Source organism: Pseudomonas sp. Wu6, from assembly GCF_019891515.1.
GTDB lineage: Bacteria > Pseudomonadota > Gammaproteobacteria > Pseudomonadales > Pseudomonadaceae > Aquipseudomonas > Aquipseudomonas orientalis_A.
Window position 1 is genome coordinate 146,865 of the sequence record NZ_JAFLXH010000003.1, and the last position, 24,874, is coordinate 171,738.

A 24,874-nucleotide genomic window follows, 5' to 3' on the forward strand; every position below is an offset into this window, starting at 1 on the left:
CAAGCCCCTCGAACTTCGTTGTTCTCAGGTGCGCAAGTGGGTCAATGGCAGTTCGGTGCTGTTGAGCACCTGGTTCAGCACAAAGCTGGAGCGCACGCTGGTCACGCCTTCAATCCGGGTCAGGTGCCCCAGCAGCAGCTTTTGATAATGGTCCATGTCCGGCACCACCACCTTCAACTGATAGTCGGCGTCCATCCCGGTCACCAGGCTGCATTCCAGGACCTGGGGCAAGGTACGGATGGCCGCTTCGAAATTCTCGAAACGTTCCGGCGTATGCCGGTCCATGCCGATCAGCACATAGGCCGTCAGGCTCAGGCCGAGCATCTTGCGGTCGAGCAACGCCACCTGGCGGGCGATGTAGCCGTCGTCTTCCAATTGCTTGACCCGGCGCGAGCAGGGCGAAGGCGACAGGCCGATACGCTCAGCCAGCTCCTGGTTGGAGATCCTCGCGTCGCGCTGCAATTCCGCCAGAATACTCAGGTCGTATCGGTCAAGCTTGCTCATTGGGTTGGCCTTTGTCGTAACTATTGCGGTTAATTATCCATGAAGGGTTAAAAATTGCGCAAGCACTGTTTATTGACGCAATCTTCGCAATCATCCGTCGGGCGCAGGCCTGTATCTTTATCAACAGAATCACCGCCTGGACAACAGTCCACTGCAGCGCGCCCAATCAGGCCCGCTGCGGCCGCCACCCCAGCAGGGTTGAGCCGGCCTCCAGGCTGCACACTGTCCACCAGACGGCGTGAGGTGAGCCAACGTCAAAAGCGTTGAGCCAGGACGAAATTCTCAAGGGGTGGCCGACGGGTCACCCCTTTTCTTTTGCGTTCAAGAAAATAGTGCTGGTGACTGATAACCTGTCTCAGAACCGGGCGAGGCTTTCCCAGTCTCATGAACAAGCCCTAACCCGCAGTGAGGAAAAGCATGAAGCGCATCTGGCGTATGGCAGGTGTTGGTTTGCTGGTGGTCAGCGTCGGCACGCAGGTAATCGCCGACGAGCGCGATAACTCACCGGGCCAGGGGCCGCGCCCACAGGGCGGTGGCCAGCATGAGCGGGGCCCGGAAGGCGCAGGTCGCCCGGACAATAACCCGCCGCGCCCGCAGGCCCCGCCGGTTGATCGCGGCGGCCACAATGGCGGCGGCCAATGGCAAGGGCGCCCGCCGGTCAATGAACCGGGGCGACCGCAGCCGCAGCCGTCCAATAACCTGCCGATCCAGGGCCGGCCCGATACCGTGCGCCAGACCCAGGAACCGCGCCAGGGTTACTACCGCGACATTCCCCGGCGCAATGATGACAACCGGCATTGGGAGGCGGGCGGCCCTGGCTCGCGGCCCGGCCCGCGTCCGGATGACCATCGCTGGCCAGGTCGCCCCGACGGTCATGGCAATGGCTGGGGCCCGGGCCCGCAATATCGCCCCGGTTACGTTGTCGACCGCTTCCCCGACCGCAACTACCGCGTGCCGTATCGCGGCCAGGACTACTTCTTTTCCGGTGGCTACTGGTACCGCCCGCAGGGGCCGCGCTACGTCGTAGTGGCGCCGCCCTATGGTATCCGCGTGCATTACTTGCCGGATTACGCGCGTGAAGTGTGGGTAGGGGGCTCGCTGTTGTTCCTTGCTGCCGGCGCCTACTACGCCTACGAACAGAGCACCCAACAATACGTGGTGGTGCAACCGCCGGCGCAAGTGCCGTCGCCCCCGCCGGCACCGCAAGGCAACGGCTATGATGTGGTTGCCTACCCTGCCAACGGCCAGTCACCGGCCCAGGTGCAGCAGGACGGTTACGACTGTTATCGCTGGGCGGCGCAGCAAAGCGGTTTCGATCCGCAGGCGGCTACCTACGCCCCCGACCCGGCGGTGGTGCAAACCTACCGCCAGGCCCAGGGCAACTGCCTGAGCAGTCGCGGCTATCAGGTGCAGTACTAGGTTTTATTGCCGGTGACCACTTCCCGCGGGTCGGCGTGCACCAGCACTTCGGCGCGTGGGTAAGCCTGGTGAATGGCGTCGGCGGCCTGGTCGCTGATGCTGTGGGCCACCGACAAGGTCAATTCCCCCGGCAACTCCAGGTGCAACTGCACAAACCAGTGGCTGCCCGAAATACGTGTGCGCAAGTCGTGGGCGCCCAGTACCCCGGGTACGCTACGGGCCAGTTCAAGCATGTGCTGGCTGACGTCCGGCGGTAACTCTTCATCCATCAACACGGCAAAGCTTTCCCGGGCAATCTGGATCGCACTCCACAAGATGTAGGCGGCGATGCCCAGGCCGAACCAGGCGTCCACCTGATTAAAGCCAAAACCGGCGAGCACCAAGGCCACCAGAATGCTGCCGTTGAGCATCAGGTCGGAGCGATAATGCAGCGAGTCGGCGCGCACCGCGTTGGAGCCGGTTTCGCGGATCACCCGATGTTGCAGCATCAACAACGCCACGGTCAGCACCAGTGAGAACACGATCACGCCGATGCTCAGCCAGGGCGCGCCCACCGGTTCCGGATGCTGCAGGCGTTGATAGGCCTGCAAGGCGATCAACACCGCGCTGCCACCGATAAACAGTGCCTGGGCCATCCCCGACAGCGACTCCGCCTTGCCATGACCGTAACGGTGGTCATCATCGGCGGGGCGCAGGGCGTAGTGCACCGCCAGCAGATTGAGCAGCGAGGTCACGCCATCGAGCAGCGAATCGGTCAACCCGGCGAGCATGGCCACCGAGCCACTGAACCACCAGGCGATGGCCTTGGTGACAATCAGCACACAGGCCACGCCCACCGAGGCGCGGGTGGCCAGGCGCAGAAGCCTGGCGTGTTCGGGACTGCTGGTCATGGGCTGTCCTTATGCGGCGGGCTGCAGGCCCAGGGACGCCAATTGGTGCACGCTGCCTTTGAACTGGATCAGGCGCGGGTCGTCCAGCGGCAAGGTGCGGCCGGTTTCCGTCTGGATGATGCTTTGCAGCTTGGCGTTATCGACCTTGCCGTCGGCGCCGATGGCTTCGTGCAGTTTTTCCGGCGCAACCTGGGCGGTCTTGCCCGGTTCGAAATAGATCGCGCCCGTGGCGAAGTCGACGCCGAACGCGATCAGGCCGGGGATCACGTAGAACAGCAAGCCGACCGCATCGAGCACGGCGATCGCCGGGTCGATCTTGCCGTTGATCTGACCGCGCCGGTCGGGGTAGAAAATCGAACCGCAGGCGGTGAGTTGGCTCAGCAGGGTGACGGCCAAGACACCGCCGATGACACGGGAAGCGATACGCATGAAAAAGTCTCCTGAATATATTAAGGGTGACTATAAGCCAGATGTGCCAGACGCCGATGCTCCCACACTCGATTGCATAGGTGTTTTTGAGACCCGCGTCAGCCTCCGGCCGTTCGCCGTTATACTCGCCGCTCTGCTTTGGAGCCAGTATGAATTCGTTGCCGATCGATGATGTTTTACCCGCCCTGCGTGACGCCTTGGCGATTCGCCACGAAGCCGTGCTGGAAGCGCCCCCCGGCGCCGGTAAAACCACCCGCGTGCCCCTGGCATTATTGAACGAGCCCTGGCTCGCCGGGCAAACCATCCTCATGCTCGAACCCCGGCGCCTGGCTGCGCGGGCCGCCGCCGAGCGGCTGGCCAGCGAGCTGGGTGAAAAGGTCGGTGAGACCGTTGGCTACCGCATCCGCCTCGACAGCAAAGTCGGCCCCAACACGCGTATCGAAGTGGTCACCGAAGGCATTCTCACCCGTCGCCTGCAGGACGACCCGGCGCTGGACGGCGTGGGCCTGTTGATCTTCGACGAATTCCACGAGCGCAGCCTCGACGCCGACCTGGCGCTGGCCCTGAGCCTCAACGGCCGCGAGCTGTTTCGTGACGAGCAGCCGCTGAAAATCCTGCTGATGTCCGCCACCCTCGAAGGCGAGCGCCTCGCCAGCCTGCTGGATGACGCCCCGATCCTGCGCAGCGAAGGGCGCATGTTCCCGGTGCAGATGCGCTGGGGCCGGCCCTACCAGTCCGGGGAATTTATCGAGCCACGGGTGGTGCAGACTATTCTCGAAGCCCTGCATGACGAGACCGGCAGCGTCCTGGTTTTTTTGCCGGGGCAGGCAGAGATTCGCCGGGTCAACCAGCAACTGGCCGACGCCCTGGGGGATCGCCCTGATGTGTTGTTATGCCCCCTGCATGGCGAGTTGGACCTCAACGCCCAGCGCGCCGCCATCGACCCGGCGCCGGCCGGCAGGCGCAAAGTGGTGCTGGCCACCAACATCGCCGAGACCAGCCTGACCATCAACGGCGTGCGCGTTGTCATCGACGCCGGGTTGGCGCGGGTGCCGCGTTTCGACCCGGGCAGCGGCATGACCCGCCTCGACACCCAGCGCATCTCCCGCGCCAGCGCCACCCAGCGCGCCGGTCGGGCAGGGCGGTTGGAGCCAGGCGTGTGTTATCGGTTGTGGTCCGAAGACCAGCATGACGGTCTGGCCGCGTATGGCAGCGCGGAAATACTCGCCGCCGACCTGGCCGGGCTGGCCTTGCAACTGGCCCGTTGGGGCGTGACGCCCAGCCAGTTGGTGTGGCTGGATGTGCCGCCCGCCGCCGCGTATGCCCAGGCCCAGGAGCTGCTGCAACGCCTCGGCGCATTGAACGAAGAAACCCTCACCGCCCATGGCCAGAAGATGGCCGAGTTGCCCGCCCACCCGCGTATCGCCCATCTGTTGTTGCGCGGGCAGGACCTCGGGCTGGCGGCGATGGCCTGCGACGTGGCGGCGCTGTTGGGCGAACGCGATATCTTGCGCGGTGGTGGTGCGGACTTGCACAGTCGCCTGGCGCTGATGTCCGGCGAAGAGCGCGCCCGTGGTACCCAGGGCGGGGTGCAACGGGCCAGGCAGTTGGCGCGCCAGTATCGCGGTTATTTACGAGGCAAGGCCAGCCAACCGGTGGCCGACCCCGACCACCCTCGCTGGCTCGGCGCCCTGCTGGCGCTGGCCTATCCGGACCGCGTCGCTCAACAGCGTCGCCCCGGGGGCGCCGAATACCGTTTGGCCAACGGCCGCGCGGCGCTGTTCGCCGAGGCCGACAGCCTGATGAAACAACCCTGGCTGGTGATTGCTGACCTGGGTAGCCGCCAGGGCCAGCGCGAAGAGCGCATCTACCTGGCGGCGGATTTTGATCCGGCGCTGTTGGACACAGTGCTGGCCGAGCAAGTGCGCAATGTCGACCAGCTGGATTGGGATGAACGCGAAGGCGTGCTGCGCGCCGAACGCCAGCGCAAGGTCGGTGAGCTGGTGCTCAGCCGAGAACCCCTGACCGGCCTCGACGAGTCCGCCCGCAGCCAGGCGCTGGTCAACCTGGTACGCCGCAAAGGCCTGGAGCTGCTGCCCTGGACCCCGGAACTGCGCCAATGGCAGGCCCGTGTGATGCTGCTGCGCCAACTGGACGCCGGCCACACCAGCGAATGGCCCGATATCAGCGACAAGGCCCTGCTCGCCAGCCTGGAGCACTGGCTGATGCCCTACCTGGGCAAAGTCTCGCGCCTGAGCCATTTTGCCAACCTGGATATTTCCAGCTACCTGCACAACCTGCTGCCCTGGCCACTGCCCCAGCGCCTGGATGAACTCGCGCCGCAGCATGTGAAAGTGCCGTCGGGCTCGTCGGTGCGCCTTGACTACAGCGAACAGCCGCCGATCCTGGCGGTGCGCTTGCAGGAGCTGTTCGGGCTGGCGGATACACCACGCATTGCCGGTGGGCGCCAAGTGGTCAAGCTGCACCTGCTGTCGCCGGCGCGGCGGCCGGTGCAGGTCACGCAGGACCTGGCCAACTTCTGGCGCAGTACCTATGCCGAGGTGAAGAAGGATTTAAAGGGGCGTTACCCCAAGCATTACTGGCCGGACGACCCCCTGGTGGCCGAAGCGACCGCCAGGATCAAACCCCGAAAATAGCCACAATGGAAATCCCCTGTGGGAGGTAATGCCGTTCAGTTAAGGCATTTTGTAGGAGCGAGCTTGCTCGCGAAAAACTCACAGGCGCCGCGTTCATTCAGGAAGCACGCGTTATCGTTGACGCTTTTCGCGAGCAAGCTCGCTCCTACAGAGCACGATATACGCTTAACTGAACGGCATTACCTGTGGGAGGGGGCTTGCCCCCGATAGCGGTGCATCAGTAACAGCTGTACTGACTGACACACTGCCATCGGGAGCAAGCCCCACATTTTATTGCGCGGCAGGCAGCAGGAAGCGGGCGATGACCGGCAAATGGTTGGAGATGCGCAAGGTGTCTTCCTGCCTGACCTTGGCCTCGACCCGCTTGATCCGCGCGCTGTAGAACAGGTAGTCGAGCGTCCGATCCGGCCCCTCAAGGCTTGGGTCATTGGGAAAGTGCGTCAGCCATTGCTTGCGGTCGATGCCGCTGGATTCACTGTTGCTCGGGATCATCGGGTATTTGTCCCACAACAGGTGCAACTCACTGTCCGGCGAATACTGGCCGCGTTTTTGCGCATCCAGGCGCAGGAATTGGCCCAGCGGCAGCAGATTGAAATCCCCGCCGATCAACCAGGGTGTGCCACGGCCTTCGAGTTTATCCAGTAACTTCACGGTGGCCTCCACTTGTTCCTGCACGGCGCTGCGCCCAGGCATGCCACCGTCCAGGCGTGTGTTGAGCACCGCCAGTTGCCCACCGTCGCTCAGCGGCAGGTACGTCAGCAACAAAGCGGGCTTGGGCTGGAACTGGCGGCTGATGAAGTTGGCATCCGCCGTGGGCAGTTGCAGGCGCTCGGCGTGTTCGATCTGGTAGCGGCTGAGGGTGGCCAGCTTGCGCCCGACGCTGCCGAAGATGGGCAGGCTGGGCACAAAGTCGGCTTTCCAGTCGAATGCCTGGGTGCTGCACGGGTAGAGGTCGACCAGCCGCTCCTGCAACAGCGCGAGTTGATCCTGGTAGTGGGAGGGCTTGGCGCCTTCGTCGATTTCCTGCAACAGCAGGATGTCGGGCTGTTCGTCGCGGATCACCCGCGCCACTTCGTCAAGGCTGAAGGCCATGTCCTCAACCGTGGGCCGTTCGTCCGGGCCGCTGCCGTCGGGGGTGTCGTACCAGAACACGTAGTTCTTGCCGGCCAGGTACTGCACGTTCCAGGTCATCACCTTGAGCGCCTGCCCCGGCAGCAGGGTCGGCGCACGCGGCGCCACGCAACTGACCGGCAGGGTCTCCTTGTCGGCCGGGCGCCAGGTCAGGCTGTAGATCAGTGCCGCCAACAGGCCTGCAATCAGTAGCAGGCTCAACACGGTGATGCGCAATAAACGGGTCATCGGCTCGGCTTATGTGCGTTTCAGAAGAGGCACGGAGCATATCACCGCGCGTCGGCGTCGCCACCGATCAACATGAATAAACGGAACAGCACCACACTGGTAAACAGTTGCAGGAAACTGTGGGCGCTGTCCATCAGCAGCCCCAGCAGCGGCGCGGGTTCGGGATACGCCGCCACGCTGGCGCCCTTGAGCAGCCACAGCGGCGTCATTACGCACAGCAGGCACACCAGGATGCGCCAGAAATGCCCACGGGTCAGGCGCAGGCTTTCCTTCATCGCTTCGAGCGCCGACATGCCGCGCAATACCAGCAAGTACTCGGCAAACGCCAGCACCACCATCAGCCACAGGCCCGGCAGGAAGTACAGCGACAGCCCGAGCAGAATCAGCAGTGTGCTCATGGCGGTCAACAGGGCGAAGCGCGGCCACATGGCCAGGGCCAGGGCCCACACATCCCGGGTACGTGGCGATTCACCGCGGGTGCGGGCGTCGAGGAACAGGATCAGAGCGCCGGTGTACAGCGGATACACCAGTAACCCCACCACCACGCTGTAACCGCTGAAGGCCTCCGGGCCCAGCATGTGGTCGAGCACCTGTTGTAACAGGGCTTCGAGGATCACCAGCGGCAGGCACAACTGGACGATGGCGCCCAGGTTGCGCAGGGTAAAGCGAAAGGAGTCGCGCAGCACGTCTAACGGATTCATCAGAGTCATCACAGGCCGAAAAGCAGGGACACACTTTAACCGATAGCCGGCCTGGGCAAGCAAACGTAAACCTTGAGTAAAGACCATTGAAACAATTGGTAACAGCCCCATAACTAGGACGTACCTTGCCTGATGTCAGGCGGGACCCTGATTTTTACCGGCAATCTAACGAGGTCGCCATGAACAGCGAAGAACAAACCCTGATCGATGGACTGTTTTCACGGTTGCAGCAAGCCGAGACGGACTCAGCCCCCCGCGACGCCCAGGCCGAAGCGCGGATCAAGGAACACATGACTCGCCAACCAGCCGCCGGCTACTACATCACCCAGTCGCTCCTGGTGCAGGAGCACGCGCTGCAAAGCCTGGATGCGCAGAACAAGCAGCAGGCCCAGCAGATCCAGCAATTGCAGGAAGAATTGCAGCGCGCCAAATCCGCGCAACCGGCCCCGGCCAGCGGCGGTGGTGGTGGCTTCCTGTCGAGCATCTTTGGCGGCGGTTCGCGCGAGGCGCAGCCTGCGCCGGGTAATTCGGGCGGCGGCTGGCGTGAACCGGCGCGGCCATCGTTCAACGCGCCGGCGCCGCAGCAGAGTTATCAACAGCCGTCACAACCGGCCGCCGTCGCGCCAGCCGGCAGCGGGTTCCTCGGTGGGGCCATGAAGACCGCTGCCGGCGTAGCCGGTGGTGTATTGCTCGCCGAGGGCATCAGCAGCCTGTTTCATCACAACCAGCAGCCGCAGGTGGTGGAAGAGATCATCGAACAACCGGCGCCGGCCAGTGATCAAGGTGGCTGGGGCAACGATGACCAGAAGTTCGCCGGGAATGACAGCTGGGGCAGCAACAACGCGGACAGCGTCGCCGACAGCGATTATGTCGACGATTCCTCCGCCTTTGGCGACGACGATTCCTTCGTCTGACCCGCTCGACCCGGGGCGCTGCGTCGCCCCGGTCTGATTTTTTCCCGGAAACCTCCCCATGGCTGGCATACTGGCAGCCTTTTCCGGGCGCTGGCGCCTGGCGGTCATTGAGGAAGTGCGGTGAAGAAAATTGCAGTGTTCGCCGATGTGCAAAACCTCTATTACACCGTTCGCCAGGCCTACGGCTGCCACTTCAACTACGCTGCGCTGTGGGCTGATATCAGCGCCCATGGGCAGATCGTCGAGGCCTACGCCTACGCCATCGACCGTGGCGACAGCAAACAGCAGCAGTTCCAGCAGATCCTGCGCAACCTGGGCTTTACGGTAAAACTCAAGCCTTACATCCAGCGCAGCGACGGTTCGGCCAAGGGCGACTGGGACGTGGGCATCACCCTCGACATCATGGACGCCGCCGACCATGTCGACGAAGTGGTGCTGGCCTCCGGCGACGGGGATTTCGACATGCTGCTCGAGCGCATCATCCACAAGCATGGCGTGCAAGCGGTGGCCTACGGCGTGCCGGGGCTGACGGCCAACTCGCTGATACGCGCGGCCAGCCGCTACGTACCGATCGAAGGCGCGTTGCTGCTCAAATAAGCGCGGCGGCTCAATACATTGTTGAACGGAGTTGGAACAGGTTTGGAACGTATAGCGGTCATCGACTTTGAAACCACCGGCATCACCCCAAGCAGCCACTGCCGGGCCACGGAAATTGGTGTGGTCATCCTTGAGCGCGGGCACATTGTCGACCGCTACCAGAGCCTGATGAATGCCGGCGTGCGCGTGCCCGGTTTCATCGAACAACTCACCGGCATCAGCAACGCCATGCTGCGCAACGCGCCACCGGCCGAGCGGGTGATGAATGAGGTCAATGAGTTCGTCGGCACCACGCCGCTGATGGCGCACAACGCCGCGTTCGACCAGAAGTTCTGGGACTTTGAACTGGGCCTGATCCGCCGCACCCGCCTGCAGAAATTTGCCTGCTCCCTGCTGCTGGCCCGCCGCCTCATGCCGGCGGCGCCCAATCACAAGCTCGGCACCCTCAACAGCTACGCCCAATTGCCCCACACCGGCCAGGCTCACCGGGCGCTGGCGGATGCCGAGATGGCCGCCAACCTGACGGCGCACCTGGCGCGGGAACTGCGCCAGACCCACGGCCTGCGCGAACTGTCCCACGACTTGCTGTGCACCTTGCAGAAAGTGCCGGCCGCGAAGATCAATGAGCACCTGAAGAAACATCGCGGGTTCTAAGGCCTGGCGCTGATCGTCCCCACGCTCCGCGTGGGAATGCATCTGGTGACGCTCCGCGTCACGACTTTAAGAGCGGACGCAGAGCGTCCAGGGCGGCATTCCCACGCAGAGCGTGGGAACGATCAAATGGGGGCGGGGGCAAGCCCCCTCCCACATTGGGTGATGCGTCGCCTATCGAGGTTGCGTGCACTCCAACGCCTGATCCACCACCCCCTTCGCCATCTCCACCAAATGCATCACCGCCCGCTGCGGCGCCTTCACCACCTCACCCGACGCGTGGGCCGTCTCCACCGCGCAATGCAGCAAATCCGCCGCATGGGCCAGGGCGTCTTCGAAGCTCAGGTTGTCATTCAGGATAAAAATGGGTGCATCCGGGGCGGATGCCTTGAGGTAGTAGTCGATGGCACGACGGTGGAGCAGGGCGTCTTCGCTGAGGAAATCGGGTTTAGACTTGGGTGGATCGGGGGTGACTTTGACCATGGTGAAACTCCTTGCTGGAAGAAGTCGACACCGTTCGCTTGCACGCGAATTAGGGTGGCAACTGTGCGTAGGTGTGCAAGACCGGGGCAAGGATCCAAACCCAGCAGGCCCGAAGGCCTCCCACGCACAGCCGCCATAACAGGCATATCGGCTGTAGGTTTATTTATGATCTTGCTTGCCGTCGGACTTGCACGTCCGGTCACCGAACATTCGATGACAGGGCGAGACTAGCCACCGAATCCGACGGAAACAAGGCCGTGGGATTCTCTCGGAAACGTCCCGCAAATGAAAGGGATCGGTCTTGCTGGCCACTGAAATGCACGTGTTTTGAGGCCACTTGCATGTGAGCGCTGAATGATCGGTAGGCCAAATCCGGCTGTGACCTAGAACCTTTCTGATTTTCCTCTTCACTCATGTATGGCGTCCCCCCATAGCGAAAAGGTTATCCAGCTATTCGTCGATATCATCGGTTTTATCGACCGAAGCCAGATGACGGAGCGCACCGACTTCATCCATGACGACCATCAGGCAGACAGTCGATCTGATCGTTGAGCGCTCAACGCCGCGATGATGTCAGGGAATAAACGCCATCACCGAGGCCGGTGACCCCGAGCCACCTTCAAGCGCCAATATCCCGATGACCAGCGTTGCCCCAGTGGCCGGTAGCCGGTCGAGCTGGGTCAGGCACTCCAGCACAATCCCGTTTTCGGCCAGTACCGCGTGATTGATGGCGAACGCGCTGCTTTGCCCATAATCCACGCCGTGGGTATCAATGCCCACGCCGGCAATCTGGCGATGCTCCAGCAAAAAGCCAATGGTTGCCTCGCCAATCCCTGGAAAGTGCGAGCCTTGCGCATCGTGGCCGAAAAAGGCGGTCGGGTCGTTCCAGAGGTGTTGCCACCCGGTGTACACCAGCACCACCGAACCCGCATCGATAGGGCCGTGTTGGTGTTCCCAGGCGTGGATATCCTGCGGGCTGACTTGGTAATCCGGATCGGCCGCGGCTTTACCGCGCACATTGATCACCACCGCCGGCCGCACCAGCGCTTCTGCCGAGTAACCCTCAATCCCCATCCCATCGGCATAAAAGCTGTTCGGCGCATTCATATGGGTGGCGCTGTGTTCGCCCATGCTGAAGCGGCGCAGGTAATAGCCGTCCCGCTCCAATGACGCAACGTCTTCGAACGCCACTGGCGGGTCGCCCGGCCACAGCGGGATGCTCGGGTTGATTGGATGGCTGAGACTGATGACCCGCTCAAATTGCAGTTGTTTAACCGCCATGTTTGCCATTCCCTTCCAATTGCCCCAGCGGCACCCGCCGCTCTATGGCGCTGGACAAAATAATCGACGTCTTGCTGAACCCGAACTTCGCCACCCGATTAATTAGGTCTTCCAGCTCCGGCATGGTGCCCACTGCTGCTTGCATGATCACGCACGGATCACCGGTGACCCGATGGCATTCGGTCAGCTCGGGAATTTGCGCCAGGGCGTCGTAAACTTTTTGGCTGCCGTGATTGGTCAGCCGCAATTCAATCACGCATTGAATCGGCAGGCCGACTTTGGACAAGTCGACCTTGGCCTGGTAACCGGTAATCACCCCGCTGGCCTCCAGCTTGGCCACGCGCTCGGCCACGGCGGGGGCGGAGAGGTTCACCGTGCGGGCCAGTTGGGCGTAGGAAGCGCGGCCGTCTTCGAGCAGGGCGCTGAGGAGCATGCGGTCATATTTGTCCATGATAAGGCTCCGGTTGCGCGTGGCTTTCGAAAGCATGGGTTATAGCCTTCATAACCATGCTTTGAAAAGTGTATGGGCGCTTTAAACAGGTTTTGTAACTTATGTTTATGCGCCTTCGTTTCTAGAATAAGCCTCCCAACTCCTGCCATAGAGCCGCCCCATGCCTGGCCCACGTCGTTTTCCCTTACCGTTGATCGCCGCCTTTTTTGCGTTGTATGTGATCTGGGGTTCCACTTACCTGGTGATTCGCATCGGCGTGGAGTATTGGCCACCGCTGCTGCTGGCGGGGATTCGGTTTTGCACCGCGGGCGCGTTGATGTACGCCTATCTGCGGTGGCGCGGGGTGCCGGCGCCGACGTGGCCGCAGTGGAAGGCGGCCGGGATGATCGGCATTTTGCTGCTCACCGTAGGCAATGGCGGCGTCAGCGTGGCGGAACATATGGGCGTGTCGTCCGGTGTAGCCGCATTGGCGGTGGCGACCGTGCCGTTGTTCACCCTGCTGTGTGGTTTTTTCTGGGGCGCGCGTAATACGCGGCTGGAATGGGCCGGGGTGATTCTGGGGATCATCGGTATTGCGATGCTCAACATGGGCAGCACCCTGCAATCGAGCCCACTGGGGGCGGTGTTGCTGTTGATGGCGGCGGCTTCCTGGGCCTTCGGCTCGGTGTGGAGTCGCCACTTGCCGCTGCCCCAGGGCGCCATGGCCAGTGCCGCGGAAATGCTGGTGGCCGGCGTGGCGCTGCTGATCGTCAGCACACTGTCCGGCGAGCACCTGCAGGCCATGCCGCCGCTGGAAGGCTGGCTGGCCCTGGCCTACTTGACGGTGTTTGGTTCGATCATCGCGTTCAACGCCTACATGTACCTGCTCAAGCACGTGCGCCCGGCGGCGGCGACCAGCTATGCCTATGTGAACCCGGCGGTGGCGGTGTTGCTGGGGATTGTGTTCGTCGGCGAGAGCATCGGTGTGGAAGAGGCCCTGGCAATGCTGGTGATCATCAGCGCCGTGCTGTTGATCAGCCTGCCCCAATGGCGCAAGCCGAAACCGGAAATAAGGTAAACTGCCGCGCATTACGCCCTTGCGCTGAATTTTTCCTACGGTAAACACATGACTTTCGCCACCCTTGGCCTGATCGAACCCTTGCTGCGCGCCCTTGAGACGCTTGGCTACCAGACCCCGACGCCGGTGCAGGCGCAAGCCATTCCGGCGGTGCTGGCCGGTCGCGACCTGATGGCCGCCGCCCAGACCGGCACCGGCAAGACCGCCGGCTTTGCCTTGCCGCTGCTGCAACTGCTGACGATGGAAGGGCCGAAAGTCGCCGCCAACTCGGCGCGTGCGCTGATCCTGTGCCCCACTCGCGAGCTGGCCGAGCAGGTTCACGCCAGCGTCGCCGAATACGCCCAGCACCTGCCGCTGACCACGTATGCGGTGTACGGCGGCGTGAGCATCAACCCGCAGATGATGAAGCTGCGCAAGGGTGTCGACATCCTGGTCGCCACCCCTGGCCGCCTGATCGACCTGTTCCGCCAGAACGCGCTGAAACTCAATCAGCTGCAAACCCTGGTGCTGGATGAAGCCGACCGCATGCTCGACCTGGGCTTCTCCGAAGAACTGGCAAACATCTACCGCATGCTGCCGAAGAAACGCCAGACCCTGCTGTTCTCCGCCACGTTCTCCGATGACATCCGCCTGCTCGCCGGGCAGATGCTCAATGACCCGCTGAGTATCGAAGTCAGCCCGCGCAACGTCGCCGCCAACACCGTGCAGCAGTGGGTGGTGCCGGTGGATAAAAAGCGCAAGCCGGAACTGTTCGTGCACCTGATGCGCAAGGGCCGCTGGAAGCAGGTGCTGGTATTCGCCAAGACGCGTAACGGCGTGGACGCGCTGGTGGACAAGTTGCAGGGCCTGGGCATCAATGCCGACGGTATCCATGGCGACAAACCCCAGGCGACCCGCCAACGCGCACTGGACCGCTTCAAGGCCAGCGAAGTGCAGATCCTGGTGGCCACCGACGTGGCGGCCCGTGGCCTGGACATCGAAGACCTGCCGCTGGTGGTCAACTTCGACTTGCCGATCGTCGCCGAAGACTACATCCACCGTATCGGCCGTACCGGCCGTGCGGGCAACACCGGCGAGGCGATTTCGCTGGTGTGTGCCGATGAAGTGAACATGCTCTCGGCGATCGAGATGCTTACGCGCCAGACCCTGACCCGCAAGATGGAGCCGGATTTCGTACCCGAGCACCGCGTGCCGGATACCGATGCCAGTGGGCAGGTGGTGAAGAAGCCGAAAAAGCCGAAGAAGCCCAAGACATCGGGCGGCGGCGGTAAGCGCAATTTGGGTAAATGGGTGGACAGTGGTGACGCGGCGCCGGTGGAGCCGTCGATCAAGCCGGTGCGCAAGGTGCCGGTGTTTAATACCGGGCCGCGTAAGAAGAAGTGATTTTGCGGTGGGGCTGATGGCCTCATCGGGGGCAAGCCCCCTCCCACATGTTTGAATTGTGAATACCGTCAAGTGTGGGAGGGGGCTTGCCCCCGATGGCGGCCTTGAATCCGCCAAACCTCTCAGCGCCTAAGCCATTCCAACAGCCCAAGCCCAGCCGCCCTGCCACTGGCAAAACACCCCGTCAGCAGATACCCCCCGGTCGGCGCCTCCCAATCCAGCATTTCCCCCGCACAAAACACCCCAGGCAATTGCTTGAGCATCAGCCGCTCATCCAGCGCTTCAAACGGCACACCCCCTGCGGTGCTGATGGCTTCGTCGATGGGCCGCGTCTTGACCAATGTCAGCGGCAACGCCTTGATCTCTACCGCCAACTGCGCCGGATCATTGAAATGTTCAGCCGGCGCCAGCTCGCGCAACAGCGCCGCCTTGACCCCATCCAACCCCAACTGACTGTGCAAATGCTTGCTCATCGAGCGCGAACCACGTGGCTTTGCCAGCGCAGCCTGAACCTTGTCCAGCGGCTTGCTCGGCAGCAGATCGATATGCACAGTGGCGGCGCCGTCACGGTTGATCGCCTCGCGAATCGGCGCCGACAGCGCATAGATCAGGCTGCCTTCGATACCAGTGGCCGTCACCACGCATTCCCCCAGGCGAGGCTTATCGTCCCCCAGTCCAATGGCGACGTTTTTCAACGGCGCTCCGGCGAATTTGCTGACCATCAACTCGCTCCAGGCGGACACTTCGAACCCGCAGTTGCTCGGTTGCAGGCGCACGTAAGGCACGCCTTGGCCTTCCAGCAGATTCAGCCAGGCCCCATCGGAGCCCAGGCGGGACCAACTGCCGCCACCCAGGGCCAGCAGCACGGCATCGCTGTGGACAACTTTTTCGCCTTCGGGGCTGTGGATAAGCAGCTCACCCTCGGCATTCCAGCCCACCCAGCGATGTCGGGTGTGGATAACCACGCCTTGTTCGCGCAGGCGCTTGAGCCAGGCACGCAGCAGCGGCGCGGCTTTCATGTCCGTAGGAAATACGCGGCCTGAGGTGCCGACAAAGGTTTGAATGCCCAAGCCGTGGATCCACTCGCATAACGCCTCGGCCCCGAAGCTGCGCAGCAACGGTGCCATGTGCGGCGCGCGTTCGGCATAGCGCGCAAGGAACGCCGGGTAGGCTTCGGAGTGGGTGATGTTCATGCCGCCCACGCCGGCCAACAGGAACTTGCGCCCCACCGACGGCATGCCGTCGTACAGCGCCACCCGCACGCCCGCCTGGCTCAAGACTTCGGCGGCCATCAGCCCGGCAGGGCCGCCGCCGATAATGGAGACAGAGGGGGGAGAAGACTGAGGCATGGGCAAGGCTACGGTGGTGTGAATAGGCCGAGCATTCTACCCGACGGCGGCACGGCTGCCTGATCAAAAAATGTACAGTTTCCTACACGCCATACGGTTACTTGCTTGCAGGCCGTTACGCTCAAGTTATCCACAGGTGGTTCCACAGGCATTGTGGGTAACGCCCACACTTCAATGACAACCTGATGACGTCCACACCCGCTGCGCACTGTGATGCAGGATGCCGTGGCGGCGGGCCAGGGCAGGGCGGTCCTTGCTGTAGCCGCCACCGATCACGCCCATCACTGGAATATCGCGGCCCAGGCAATGACGCATCACGCTTTCATCGCGCGCGGCAACGCCGGCATCTGTCAGCTTGAGGTAACCGAGGGCGTCGTCCTTGTGTACGTCCACACCCGCGTCGTACAGCACCAGGTCAGGCTGGTACAGCGGCAGCAGGTAATTGAGCGCGTCATCGACCACCTTGAGGTAGTCGTCGTCGCCCATGCCCATCGGTAACGGAATGTCCCAGTCGCTCTGGGCCTTGCGCGCCGGAAAGTTCTTTTCGCAGTGCAGCGATACGGTGATGGCGTCCGGCGTGTCATGCAGGATACGCGCGGTGCCGTCGCCCTGGTGCACGTCGCAATCGAAGATCAGCACCCGATTGACCCGGCCGCCGGCCAGCAGGTAATGGCTGATCACCGCCAGGTCATTAAAGATGCAAAAGCCCGCCGGATAATCGTAGTGGGCGTGATGGGTGCCGCCGGCGAGATGGCAGGCCAGGCCGTGTTCCAGCGCCTGCTCCGCCGCCAGGATCGAGCCGCCCACCGCGCGCACGGTGCGGCGCGCCAGGGCCTCGCTCCACGGCAGGCCGAGGCGCCGTTGGTCCTCGCGAGACAACTCGCCGCTCATATAGCGTTCGATATACCCGGTGTCATGGGCCAGGCCCAGAATCTCCCCCGGGCACAGTTGCGGGCGCAGCAACTGGCTGTCCTCGGTCAGGCCGCTGTCCACCAGGTGGTCGCGCAACAGGCGAAACTTGTCCATGGGGAACCGGTGGTCCGCCGGGAACTCGGGGCTGTAGTCATCGTGGTAGATCAATGGCAAGGGCATGGGATTTTCTGACGGGAATCTGCGTCGGATCTTACCAGCGCTGTACACTCACGCACATGGCAAGGGAGGGGGAACCATGGAGCCGATACTGGAATTGGAAAGTGCACGCCTGGTCATGCGCCCATGGCGTGACAGCGACCTGCAGGCGTTCGCGCAGATGTGCAACGACCCGCAGGTGATGCGCTATTTCCCGGCCAGGTTGAGCCACCTGGAAAGCGCCGCACTGATTGGGCGGATTCGCGGCCATTTTGCCGAATATGGTTTTGGCTTCTGGGCTTTGCAGCGCAAGGACACCGGCGAATTCATCGGCCTGACCGGGCTGCAGAACGTCAGTTTTGAAGCGGGCTTCACCCCGGCGGTGGAAATCGGCTGGCGCCTGGCCCGCGAACATTGGGGCCTGGGTTACGCCAGCGAGGCGGCCTGGACCGCATTGCGTTGTGGTTTTGATCGCCTGAGCCTGGATGAAATCGTCGCCTTCACCACCGAAGCCAATTTGCCTTCACAAAAAGTCATGCAGGCCATCGGTATGCATTACGATCCGCAGGCAGATTTTCAACACCCCAAAGTCGCAGCCGATGACCCGCTGCGCCCACATGTTTTGTACCGCATCACCCGCGCCCAATGGTTGGACACGCTGCACGGGTAGGCGCGAGCTTGCTCGCGAAGAACGCAAGTGCGCCGTGGAGTATCAGGAACCCCGCGTCACCATTGACGACCTTCGCGAGCAAGCTCGCTCCTACAGGTGAAGGTAGATGCTGTTTTGCTCTGAGGAGAGTGTGAATGAGCCAAGTATTGGAAGATCTGGTGGACTTGCTGACCCTGGAGCCGATCGAGGAAAACCTCTTTCGCGGCCGCAGCCAGGACCTGGGTTTTCGCCAACTGTTCGGTGGCCAAGTGCTCGGCCAGTCGCTGTCGGCGGCCAGCCAGACGGTAGAAGAAGCGCGTCACGTCCATTCCCTGCACGGGTATTTCCTGCGCCCGGGGGACGCGGCATTGCCGGTGGTGTATTCGGTGGACCGCGTGCGCGATGGCGGCAGTTTCAGTACGCGCCGCGTCACCGCGATTCAGAAGGGCCATCCGATTTTCACCTGCACGACCTCGTTCCAGTACGACGAAGAAGGCTTCGAGCACCAGACCACCATGCCCGTGGTGGTCGGCCCGGAGAACCTGCCCTCGGAGCTGGAACTGACTCAGCAGCGCGCGCACCTGATCCCCGAGCACATGCGTGACAAGCTGCTGTGCCCCAAGCCTATCGAAGTGCGCCCGGTCACCGAAAAAGACCCGTTCAACCCGCAGCCGTCCGACCCGGTCAAGTACGTGTGGTTTCGCGCCGATGGCGCCCTGGCCGATGCGCCGGCATTGCATAAATACCTGCTGGCCTACGCTTCGGACTTCGGCCTGCTGACCACCTCGCTGCTGCCCCACGGCAAAACCGTGTGGCAGAAAGACATGCAGGTCGCCAGCCTCGACCACGCGCTGTGGTTTCACGCCGACCTGCGCGCTGATGACTGGTTGCTGTACGCCATGGACAGCCCCTGGGCCGGCAACTCCCGTGGGTTTTCCCGCGGCAGCGTGTACAACCGCGCCGGGCAACTGGTGGCCTCGGTGACCCAGGAAGGCTTGATTCGCCATCGCAAGGACTGGGCATGAGCCTGGCCGACGTCCGGCATTGGGTGTTCGACATGGATGGCACCCTCACGGTGGCGGTGCATGATTTCGCGGCCATCCGGGTGGCCCTGGAGATTCCCGCCGAAGACGACATCCTTACTCACCTTGCCGCATTGCCGGCGGATATCGCGGCGGCCAAACATGCCTGGCTGCTGGAGCACGAGCGCGAGCTGGCGCTGGGCTCGGTGGCGGCGCAAGGTGCGGTTGAACTGGTGCGCGAGCTGGCCGCACGCGGTTATCGCCTGGGGATTCTGACGCGCAATGCCCAAGAGCTGGCGCATATCACCCTGGAGGCGATCGGCCTGGCGGACTGCTTTGCCAAGGAGGATGTGCTGGGGCGTGAGGACGCGCCGCCCAAGCCTGACCCGGGTGGCTTGTTGAAACTGGCGGCGGCCTGGAGCGTGGCCCCCGGCGAGATGGTGATGGTGGGGGATTATCGTTTTGACCTGGACTGTGGCCGGGCAGCGGGCACCAGGACCGTGTTGGTAAACCTGCCGGAGAACCCGTGGCCTGAGTTGGCGGATTGGCATGCCGAGGACTGTGCGGCGCTGCGCCAGATGATCCAGCCCAGGCAATAGCGATCAACTGTGGGAGGGGGCTTGCCCCCGATAGCGGTCTTTCAGCTAAGCATGTGCTGGCTGACCCACCGCCATCGGGGGCAAGCCCCCTCCCACATGTTTGATCCGGTTTCTTCAGTGATTATTGTGGGAACAACACTTTCTGTCCCGTCGTTATTGCGCCAGATGATCCAGCCCAGGCGATAGAGATCAACTGTGGGAGGGGGCTTGCCCCCGATAGCGGTCTTTCAGCTAAACAGGTGCTGGCTGACCCACCGCCATCGGGGGCAAGCCCCCTCTCACATGTTTGATCCGGTTTCTTCAGTTATTGTGGGGACAACACTTTCTGTCCGCGTCGTTATTGCGCCAAATGATCCAGCCCAGGCAATAGCGATCAACTGTGGGAGGGGGCTTGCCCCCGATAGCGGTCTTTCAGCTAAGCATGTGCTGGCTGACACACCGCCATCGGGGGCAAGCCCCCTCCCACATGTTGATCCGGGTTCCTCAGTGATTATTGTGGAAACAACACCTTTTGCCCCTGCGGCGAGGTAAACATCTTGTCCCCGTCATGCCCAACCCCTGGCACTTCCACCAGCCTGTGACCCAGCTGCGGATGTCGCTGCTTGAGGTAGTCAACATAGTTGTGCCCGCGAATCAGCCGATACGCGCCCTGGGTTTCGGCTTCGCAGCTTTTATCCAGCGCAGGGTGGTTGGGGTCGGTGTCCTGCTGGCCCAGCAGGTAGGTGATGTCGCGCGACACGTAGACTTGCTCCAGTTGCTGGGCACCCTGGTGGCCGACGTAATTCGGCAGGTTTTGCATGCCATATTTCCAGTCGTTGAAACCTGGGCAACTGGCCGCGTCGAACGGCACCGGCCGCTGCGGGCTGAAGTAGGCGTAGGACGATGGGTTGGCGACCACGTACCGCAGGCTGATGCCTTCGGTTTGCAGCAAGGGGTGATCGTGGCCGGTGAGGGCGAAGCGTTGTACCACCTGGCCACCACCTGAATGCCCGGCGATGACGATTTCTTTCAGCGCCGGGAACAGCGTGCGGTTGCCCAGGTGCTTGATGATCTGGTCGAGGGCGGCGTAGGAACTGATATGGCCGGGGCCCGTCGAGGGGTCGCCGGCCATCCAGTCGTTACCCTTCCACTGCAATACCTGATCGCCCAGTTGGTTACGCTTCACATCCGACTGATTGAGAAACTGCGGCGCGATCACCAGCGTATTGCCGCCAACCCCGGCATGCTCGGCGGCGTCGATGCCGCTTTGCAGGTAGGTCTGCGCATTGCGCAGGCGGCCATGCACGATGATCAGCGCACGCGTGACCTTGGGCAACGGCTGGCGCCAATCCTGGCTCAAGCCGAGGCTGAGGTCGCCGGCTTCCAGATGAAAACGATCGGGGCTGACCACCTTGACGCCGTGTTCGGCCGCGAGGGTGCAACAGGACACCAACACACCCAGCAGCAACCCCAATCGTTTATTCATTTAGAGACTCTTGGCATTAAAGGTATCGCACTGGGCAATCTGCCCCTGGGCGAAGCCGGTCTTGAACCAGCGTACGCGCTGGGCCGAAGTACCGTGGGTAAACGAGTCCGGCATCACGCGCCCCTGACCCTGTTGCTGCAGGCGGTCATCGCCGATGGCATTGGCGGCGTTCAGGGCTTCTTCGATATCGCCGGGCTCCAGCCAGTTCAGGCGTTTTTGTGCGCGGTTGGCCCACACGCCGGCAAAGCAGTCGGCCTGCAGTTCCTGGCGTACCAGCAGGCCACCGTCGCCTTGCATGGGGCGACCTTGCTCGCGCGCAGCCTGGATCTTCGACGAAATACCGAGCAGCGTTTGCACGTGATGCCCGACTTCGTGGGCAATCACATAGGCCTGGGCGAAATCGCCGGCGGCCTGGAAGCGTTGCGACATTTCCCGGAAGAAATCCAGGTCCAGGTAGACCTGCTGATCCGCCGGGCAATAGAACGGGCCGCTGGCCGAGGTGGCGCCACCGCAGGCGGAGTGCACGCGGCCACGGAACAGGATCAGTTTCGGGTTCTTGTAGGCCAGGCCGTTTTCCTGGAATACCTGGCCCCAGGTGTCTTCGGTATCGCCCAGCACGGCGCGCACGAAGTCGGCCTGCTCATCGTTGGCCGGCGGCGCCTGGCGCGACTGTGGCTGCGTGCTGACCGACGGCGCCTGCTCCATCTGGCCGGTCAACTGGCCGAGGATCTGCATCGGGTCCTGGCCGGTGAGCCAGCCGATGCCGACGATCAGAACGATAGCGGTCAGGCTCAGGCCCTTGCCGCCACCGAAGCGCATACCACCGCCACCGCCGCCGCTGTCATCGCGGGCATCGACCACGTTGTCGCTGCGTCGGCCTTTTTTCCATAGCATGGGGCAATCCTCTTGTTAACGGTCCGGCAAAAATATGGAGGGAGTATGGTCGTAGTCAGCGGCAATAGCCTTCGCCGGCAGCCACAATCAGGCAGTCTTTTTTATCTGCCAGCCACTTCAGGCCCGTGGCGGCACCGTCCCCGGCGCGCAGCACCTGGGGGCCGTCGGGGCGAGTGAAGGCGATGCCTTCGTCGGTTGCCTGGCCCTTGAACGTGCCGGAAGCATCGGCATCCAGGCCATATTGCATGGTCAGGATGTAGTGGCCGCGGCCGATGCTGTCATCCTTGGCGATGTTCAGGTTCAAGCCTTCGACGCCGATCCACTTGCCCACCCATTTATCGGTTGGCGGGGTCTCGGGCACCAGGGTTGCTTGCACGGAGGCGGGTGCAGGCTTTGGCGCTTCCTTGGGGGCCTTGTCGCAGGCAGAGAGCAGGGCGAGGGCAGACAGCGCAAACAGGATTTTTTTCATATCGGCATGGCCTTGATTAAAAAGTGTGCAACGCCGGAGCGTGCGTGCAGCGTTGGACTCAAATCCACTGATTTAGTGCGCTGTTCGCCCGGTGTTTGGTTATGCTCTTGGGGCAGACACAGGCCCGGCTGCTAGATTACTAGGTTGAGTGCTATCGCGTTCCGCTCGCCATACAAGAGAAATCAATGACTGTCAGTACCCCGCTTTCCGGCGTCAACCATCCCTTCAAAGGCATCCTGCTGATTGTGCTGGCGACGTTTCTGTTCTCCAGCCATGACGCCTTGTCCAAATACCTGGCCGGGTTCTACCCGATCGTGATGGTGGTGTGGGCGCGTTACATGGTGCACACCTTGTTGATGGCGGGGATTTTCCTGCCCCAATCGGGCCTGCGCGTGCTGCGCAGCAAACGCCCGGGCATGCAGGTGGTACGGGCGTTGTGCCTGTTGGGCACCAGCCTGTTCTTCACCACGGCGCTGCATTACATCCCGTTGGCCGAAGCCACGGCGGTGAACTTCCTCGCGCCAATCCTGGTGACGGCGCTCTCGGTGCCCTTGCTCGGCGAGCACGTCACACGTGGCCAATGGCTGGCGGTGATCTGCGGGTTTGTCGGCGTGGTGATCATCATCCATCCGGGCGGTGAGTTGTTCACACCGGCGGTGCTGTTGCCGCTGTGCTCGGCGCTGTTCTTCTGTTTCTACCAATTGCTCACGCGCATTCTCAGCCAATACGACAGCCCCACCACCAGCAATTTTTTCGCCGGCCTGTGCAACACCTTGGTGATGAGTGCGATGGTGCCGTTCTTCTGGCAGGTGCCCACCCTGTGGCATGGCGTGATGATGCTGGCGCTGGGCACCTGCGGGATGACCGCGCATTTGATGCTCACCCAGGCGTTCCGCTTCGCGGCGCCGGCCTTGCTGGCGCCGTTCGGCTATTGCCAGATCGTGTTTGCGGGTTTGTTGGGCTGGCTGGTGTTCAGCCATACCCCCGACATGACCACCGTGGTCGGTATCGGGGTGATCTGCATGAGCGGGTTGGCCGCTGCCTGGCAGCAGCGGCGACGTTGATTACAGGTCGACCTTCGGAATCTTGCGCGGCGCCATGAAGTACATCCAGGTCAGCGCAATGAAATACATCGCCGGGATCAGGGTGAACAACACGGTGTAGTTGTTGTTGGTCACGGTGAGGATGTGGCCGACGATCTGGGTCATGAACATGCCGCCGATGGCCGCGCACATGCCGCCGAAACCGAACACCGTGCTCATCATGTGCTTGGGCGTGTAGTCCATCACCAGGCTCCAGATGTTGGCGGTCCAGGCCTGGTGCGCGCCGATGGCCAGGGAGATGGCGAACACCGCGACCCACAACTGGCTGGAGCCGGCCGCCATGATCACGCCGACGATGCAGCAGGCGAACAACAGCATCGACAGCAGCCGCGCCTTGATCGAGTTCATCCCGCGCCCGATCAGGAACGAGGACAGGATGCCGCCGCCCACACTGCCGAAGTCGGCGGTGAGGTAGATGATGATCAGCGGAATGCCCATCTGCGTCACGTTGATGCCCAGGTTGTATTGCTGGTTCAGGAACGGCGGCAGCCAATACAGGTAGAACCAGAACACCGGCGCGGTCAGTGCGTAGGCGATGGCAAAGGCCCAGGTGCCGCGCATGCGCAGGATGCGGCTGAACGGTACGCCAGGTTGTTCCGGCTCGGCGTGCTGTTGCACGTAGTCCAATTCGGATTGTTTGACGGTCGGGTGCTCTTCCGGGTTGTAATACTTCAGCCCCCAGAACACCAGCCAGATCAAGCCCAGCGAAGCCATGCACAGGAACGCCGCCTGCCAGCCCCACACGTGCAGGATCAACGGCAGCAGCATGGGCGTCATCATGGCGCCGACGTTGGTACCGGCGTTGAAAATGCCTGTAGCCACTGCGCGCTCACCGGCGGGGAACCAAAGGCGCGTGGTTTTCACACAGGCAGGGTAGTTGGCCGCTTCGGTCAGCCCGAGGATAAACCGGCAGACCATGAACCCGACGGCCGAGGTCGCCAGGCCGTGGGCACCGGTGGCCAGGCTCCACAGCAGCACGGCGCAGAAAAACACGCGCTTGACGCCCACCCGGTCGATCAACCGGCCCTGCAGCACAAAGCCGATGGCGTAGCCGACCTGGAACCAGAAGTTGATGTTGGCGTAGTCCATCGCCGTCCAGCTCATTTCCTTGGCCAGAATCGGTTGCATCACCCCCAGGGCGGCGCGGTCGATGTAGTTGAGGGTGGTGGCGAAGAACACCAGGGCCAACATGCCCCAGCGGGTTTTACCCACGGCCAGGGCGCCGCGGATCTTGTCGCCGATGCCGGCGTGCGGGGTGCCGGGGCGCGTGGCCAGGGCGGGATTTTGCAGAGGCATGAGGTCGTACCCGTTTTTGAAATTTTTATGGTGAGATCTGGGTCTTAGTGCAAGGTCGATGGTGCGCAGTGGTTAAAAAGTCGTCAATTCGCCAAAGGGGCATAGTGTTCGATAATCGCACCAAAAACTAACCGGTTCGTACATTTTAATTGCCGCGTGTAGGCTGGGGGCGAATAATTTGCCA

At 62.5% G+C, this 24,874-nt stretch carries 25 protein-coding genes and 1 pseudogene; 12 read left to right on the forward strand and 14 right to left on the reverse strand.

What is annotated here, in order from left to right; translation table 11 throughout:
- Positions 1-24: 24 nt before the first annotated feature.
- Positions 25-504, reverse strand: a complete 480-nt coding sequence (locus tag J1G34_RS03085) for an Lrp/AsnC family transcriptional regulator (RefSeq protein ID WP_003194418.1) — start codon at positions 502-504, stop codon at positions 25-27.
- 417 nt (positions 505-921) lie between these two features.
- On the opposite strand from J1G34_RS03085, the gene J1G34_RS03090 reads away from it, so the two are divergent.
- Positions 922-1,923 carry a DUF6515 family protein gene (locus J1G34_RS03090; RefSeq protein WP_065895786.1) on the forward strand — a complete coding sequence of 334 codons (1,002 nt, stop codon included), beginning with the start codon at positions 922-924 and terminating at the stop codon, positions 1,921-1,923.
- Here J1G34_RS03090 and J1G34_RS03095 read toward each other — a convergent pair.
- Entirely contained in the window at positions 1,920-2,813 is an 894-nt protein-coding gene (locus J1G34_RS03095) for a cation diffusion facilitator family transporter (protein WP_065886870.1), read from the reverse strand. The two genes, J1G34_RS03090 and J1G34_RS03095, sit on opposite strands and share 4 nt — an antisense overlap.
- Before the next feature lie 9 nt (positions 2,814-2,822).
- A complete protein-coding gene (locus J1G34_RS03100) occupies positions 2,823-3,242 on the reverse strand; it encodes a polyribonucleotide nucleotidyltransferase (RefSeq protein WP_065886871.1) in 420 nt (139 codons plus the stop codon).
- Positions 3,243-3,391: 149 nt separating this feature from the next.
- Between J1G34_RS03100 and hrpB the strand changes: the two genes are divergently transcribed.
- The gene (gene hrpB, locus J1G34_RS03105; protein ID WP_222993274.1) at positions 3,392-5,899 is read left to right on the forward strand and encodes an ATP-dependent helicase HrpB; all 2,508 of its coding nucleotides are present in this window, start codon (positions 3,392-3,394) and stop codon (positions 5,897-5,899) included.
- Between the two features lie 270 nt (positions 5,900-6,169).
- Here hrpB and J1G34_RS03110 read toward each other — a convergent pair whose 3' ends face one another.
- Together J1G34_RS03110 and J1G34_RS03115 are read right to left on the reverse strand one after the other, a co-directional pair.
- A complete protein-coding gene (locus tag J1G34_RS03110; RefSeq protein ID WP_065897647.1) occupies positions 6,170-7,258 on the reverse strand; it encodes an endonuclease/exonuclease/phosphatase family protein in 1,089 nt (362 codons plus the stop codon).
- A 41-nt stretch (positions 7,259-7,299) separates the two neighbouring features.
- Complete coding sequence (locus tag J1G34_RS03115; RefSeq protein ID WP_065886874.1) at positions 7,300-7,959, reverse strand: YciC family protein; 660 nt, start codon at positions 7,957-7,959, stop codon at positions 7,300-7,302.
- Between the two features lie 179 nt (positions 7,960-8,138).
- On the opposite strand from J1G34_RS03115, the gene J1G34_RS03120 reads away from it, so the two are divergent.
- The 3 genes from J1G34_RS03120 (at position 8,139) to J1G34_RS03130 (ending at position 10,124) form a co-directional block, all read left to right on the forward strand.
- Entirely contained in the window at positions 8,139-8,873 is a 735-nt protein-coding gene (locus J1G34_RS03120; RefSeq protein ID WP_222993276.1) for a DUF2076 domain-containing protein, read from the forward strand.
- 120 nt (positions 8,874-8,993) lie between these two features.
- Positions 8,994-9,470 carry a LabA-like NYN domain-containing protein gene (locus J1G34_RS03125; protein ID WP_057724933.1) on the forward strand — a complete coding sequence of 159 codons (477 nt, stop codon included), beginning with the start codon at positions 8,994-8,996 and terminating at the stop codon, positions 9,468-9,470.
- Between the two features lie 42 nt (positions 9,471-9,512).
- Complete coding sequence (locus tag J1G34_RS03130; protein ID WP_057724934.1) at positions 9,513-10,124, forward strand: 3'-5' exonuclease; 612 nt, start codon at positions 9,513-9,515, stop codon at positions 10,122-10,124.
- A gap of 171 nt (positions 10,125-10,295) precedes the next feature.
- Here J1G34_RS03130 and J1G34_RS03135 read toward each other — a convergent pair whose 3' ends face one another.
- Complete coding sequence (locus J1G34_RS03135; protein ID WP_065897646.1) at positions 10,296-10,604, reverse strand: DUF6124 family protein; 309 nt, start codon at positions 10,602-10,604, stop codon at positions 10,296-10,298.
- Positions 10,605-11,021: 417 nt separating this feature from the next.
- Here J1G34_RS03135 and J1G34_RS27555 point away from each other — a divergent pair.
- Positions 11,022-11,123, forward strand: a pseudogene (locus J1G34_RS27555) (acyl carrier protein); the annotation flags it as partial.
- 54 nt (positions 11,124-11,177) lie between these two features.
- On the opposite strand, the gene J1G34_RS03140 reads toward J1G34_RS27555, so the two are convergent.
- Together J1G34_RS03140 and J1G34_RS03145 are read right to left on the reverse strand one after the other, a co-directional pair.
- Complete coding sequence (locus J1G34_RS03140) at positions 11,178-11,885, reverse strand: cyclase family protein (RefSeq protein WP_262411686.1); 708 nt, start codon at positions 11,883-11,885, stop codon at positions 11,178-11,180.
- The gene (locus J1G34_RS03145; protein ID WP_065886880.1) at positions 11,875-12,336 is read right to left on the reverse strand and encodes an Lrp/AsnC family transcriptional regulator; all 462 of its coding nucleotides are present in this window, start codon (positions 12,334-12,336) and stop codon (positions 11,875-11,877) included. Before J1G34_RS03145 ends, J1G34_RS03140 begins: the two co-directional genes overlap by 11 nt.
- A 160-nt stretch (positions 12,337-12,496) precedes the next feature.
- Here J1G34_RS03145 and yedA point away from each other — a divergent pair, with 160 nt between their 5' ends.
- Positions 12,497-13,393: a drug/metabolite exporter YedA gene (gene yedA / locus J1G34_RS03150; protein WP_065886881.1), complete on the forward strand. Its 897-nt coding sequence runs from the start codon at positions 12,497-12,499 to the stop codon at positions 13,391-13,393.
- A 48-nt stretch (positions 13,394-13,441) separates the two neighbouring features.
- Complete coding sequence (locus J1G34_RS03155; RefSeq protein ID WP_065935808.1) at positions 13,442-14,776, forward strand: DEAD/DEAH box helicase; 1,335 nt, start codon at positions 13,442-13,444, stop codon at positions 14,774-14,776.
- A 122-nt stretch (positions 14,777-14,898) separates the two neighbouring features.
- Here the strand turns inward: J1G34_RS03155 and J1G34_RS03160 are convergent, their stop codons facing one another.
- Together J1G34_RS03160 and J1G34_RS03165 are read right to left on the reverse strand one after the other, a co-directional pair.
- Entirely contained in the window at positions 14,899-16,125 is a 1,227-nt protein-coding gene (locus J1G34_RS03160) for a TIGR03862 family flavoprotein (protein WP_122463065.1), read from the reverse strand.
- A 171-nt stretch (positions 16,126-16,296) separates the two neighbouring features.
- Positions 16,297-17,217 (reverse strand): histone deacetylase family protein, encoded by a 921-nt coding sequence (locus J1G34_RS03165; protein ID WP_065895198.1) that lies wholly within the window; start codon positions 17,215-17,217, stop codon positions 16,297-16,299.
- Between the two features lie 76 nt (positions 17,218-17,293).
- Here J1G34_RS03165 and J1G34_RS03170 point away from each other — a divergent pair, with 76 nt between their 5' ends.
- The 3 genes from J1G34_RS03170 (at position 17,294) to J1G34_RS03180 (ending at position 19,463) form a co-directional block, all read left to right on the forward strand.
- Complete coding sequence (locus J1G34_RS03170) at positions 17,294-17,863, forward strand: GNAT family N-acetyltransferase (RefSeq protein WP_065886885.1); 570 nt, start codon at positions 17,294-17,296, stop codon at positions 17,861-17,863.
- 134 nt (positions 17,864-17,997) lie between these two features.
- Complete coding sequence (tesB, locus tag J1G34_RS03175) at positions 17,998-18,867, forward strand: acyl-CoA thioesterase II (RefSeq protein WP_065895199.1); 870 nt, start codon at positions 17,998-18,000, stop codon at positions 18,865-18,867.
- Positions 18,864-19,463 carry an HAD family hydrolase gene (locus tag J1G34_RS03180; protein WP_065895200.1) on the forward strand — a complete coding sequence of 200 codons (600 nt, stop codon included), beginning with the start codon at positions 18,864-18,866 and terminating at the stop codon, positions 19,461-19,463. Before tesB ends, J1G34_RS03180 begins: the two co-directional genes overlap by 4 nt.
- 490 nt (positions 19,464-19,953) lie before the next feature.
- Here the strand turns inward: J1G34_RS03180 and J1G34_RS03185 are convergent, their stop codons facing one another.
- The 3 genes from J1G34_RS03185 to J1G34_RS03195 are packed head-to-tail and all read right to left on the reverse strand — an operon-like array spanning position 19,954 to position 22,291.
- On the reverse strand, positions 19,954-20,928 hold the full coding sequence (locus J1G34_RS03185; RefSeq protein ID WP_222993280.1) for an alpha/beta hydrolase: 975 nt from the start codon (positions 20,926-20,928) through the stop codon (positions 19,954-19,956).
- Positions 20,929-21,822 (reverse strand): KPN_02809 family neutral zinc metallopeptidase, encoded by an 894-nt coding sequence (gene ypfJ / locus J1G34_RS03190; protein ID WP_122463070.1) that lies wholly within the window; start codon positions 21,820-21,822, stop codon positions 20,929-20,931.
- Positions 21,823-21,877: 55 nt separating this feature from the next.
- Entirely contained in the window at positions 21,878-22,291 is a 414-nt protein-coding gene (locus J1G34_RS03195; RefSeq protein WP_065886890.1) for a lipoprotein, read from the reverse strand.
- A 185-nt stretch (positions 22,292-22,476) separates the two neighbouring features.
- On the opposite strand from J1G34_RS03195, the gene J1G34_RS03200 reads away from it, so the two are divergent.
- Positions 22,477-23,355, forward strand: coding sequence for a DMT family transporter (locus tag J1G34_RS03200; RefSeq protein WP_065935812.1), 879 nt, complete (start codon positions 22,477-22,479; stop codon positions 23,353-23,355).
- Here J1G34_RS03200 and J1G34_RS03205 read toward each other — a convergent pair whose 3' ends face one another.
- Complete coding sequence (locus tag J1G34_RS03205; RefSeq protein ID WP_065886892.1) at positions 23,356-24,690, reverse strand: MFS transporter; 1,335 nt, start codon at positions 24,688-24,690, stop codon at positions 23,356-23,358.
- Positions 24,691-24,874 lie beyond the last annotated feature (184 nt).

Bases quoted from the DNA above. Each gene is read 5' to 3' on its own strand.
- J1G34_RS03180 (WP_065895200.1), top strand. From the start codon at position 18,864: ATGAGCCTGGCCGACGTCCGGCATTGGGTGTTCGACATGGATGGCACC.
- J1G34_RS03095 (WP_065886870.1), bottom strand. From the start codon at position 2,813: ATGACCAGCAGTCCCGAACACGCCAGGCTTCTGCGCCTGGCCACCCGC.
- J1G34_RS03145 (WP_065886880.1), bottom strand. From the start codon at position 12,336: ATGGACAAATATGACCGCATGCTCCTCAGCGCCCTGCTCGAAGACGGC.
- tesB (WP_065895199.1), top strand. From the start codon at position 17,998: ATGAGCCAAGTATTGGAAGATCTGGTGGACTTGCTGACCCTGGAGCCG.
- J1G34_RS03205 (WP_065886892.1), bottom strand. From the start codon at position 24,690: ATGCCTCTGCAAAATCCCGCCCTGGCCACGCGCCCCGGCACCCCGCAC.
- ypfJ (WP_122463070.1), bottom strand. From the start codon at position 21,822: ATGCTATGGAAAAAAGGCCGACGCAGCGACAACGTGGTCGATGCCCGC.
- J1G34_RS03100 (WP_065886871.1), bottom strand. From the start codon at position 3,242: ATGCGTATCGCTTCCCGTGTCATCGGCGGTGTCTTGGCCGTCACCCTG.
- hrpB (WP_222993274.1), top strand. From the start codon at position 3,392: ATGAATTCGTTGCCGATCGATGATGTTTTACCCGCCCTGCGTGACGCC.
- J1G34_RS03115 (WP_065886874.1), bottom strand. From the start codon at position 7,959: ATGAATCCGTTAGACGTGCTGCGCGACTCCTTTCGCTTTACCCTGCGC.
- J1G34_RS03185 (WP_222993280.1), bottom strand. From the start codon at position 20,928: ATGAATAAACGATTGGGGTTGCTGCTGGGTGTGTTGGTGTCCTGTTGC.
- yedA (WP_065886881.1), top strand. From the start codon at position 12,497: ATGCCTGGCCCACGTCGTTTTCCCTTACCGTTGATCGCCGCCTTTTTT.
- J1G34_RS03120 (WP_222993276.1), top strand. From the start codon at position 8,139: ATGAACAGCGAAGAACAAACCCTGATCGATGGACTGTTTTCACGGTTG.
- J1G34_RS03110 (WP_065897647.1), bottom strand. From the start codon at position 7,258: ATGACCCGTTTATTGCGCATCACCGTGTTGAGCCTGCTACTGATTGCA.
- J1G34_RS03165 (WP_065895198.1), bottom strand. From the start codon at position 17,217: ATGCCCTTGCCATTGATCTACCACGATGACTACAGCCCCGAGTTCCCG.
- J1G34_RS03140 (WP_262411686.1), bottom strand. From the start codon at position 11,885: ATGGCGGTTAAACAACTGCAATTTGAGCGGGTCATCAGTCTCAGCCAT.
- J1G34_RS03155 (WP_065935808.1), top strand. From the start codon at position 13,442: ATGACTTTCGCCACCCTTGGCCTGATCGAACCCTTGCTGCGCGCCCTT.
- J1G34_RS03135 (WP_065897646.1), bottom strand. From the start codon at position 10,604: ATGGTCAAAGTCACCCCCGATCCACCCAAGTCTAAACCCGATTTCCTC.
- J1G34_RS03160 (WP_122463065.1), bottom strand. From the start codon at position 16,125: ATGCCTCAGTCTTCTCCCCCCTCTGTCTCCATTATCGGCGGCGGCCCT.
- J1G34_RS03090 (WP_065895786.1), top strand. From the start codon at position 922: ATGAAGCGCATCTGGCGTATGGCAGGTGTTGGTTTGCTGGTGGTCAGC.
- J1G34_RS03195 (WP_065886890.1), bottom strand. From the start codon at position 22,291: ATGAAAAAAATCCTGTTTGCGCTGTCTGCCCTCGCCCTGCTCTCTGCC.
- J1G34_RS03200 (WP_065935812.1), top strand. From the start codon at position 22,477: ATGACTGTCAGTACCCCGCTTTCCGGCGTCAACCATCCCTTCAAAGGC.
- J1G34_RS03085 (WP_003194418.1), bottom strand. From the start codon at position 504: ATGAGCAAGCTTGACCGATACGACCTGAGTATTCTGGCGGAATTGCAG.
- J1G34_RS03170 (WP_065886885.1), top strand. From the start codon at position 17,294: ATGGAGCCGATACTGGAATTGGAAAGTGCACGCCTGGTCATGCGCCCA.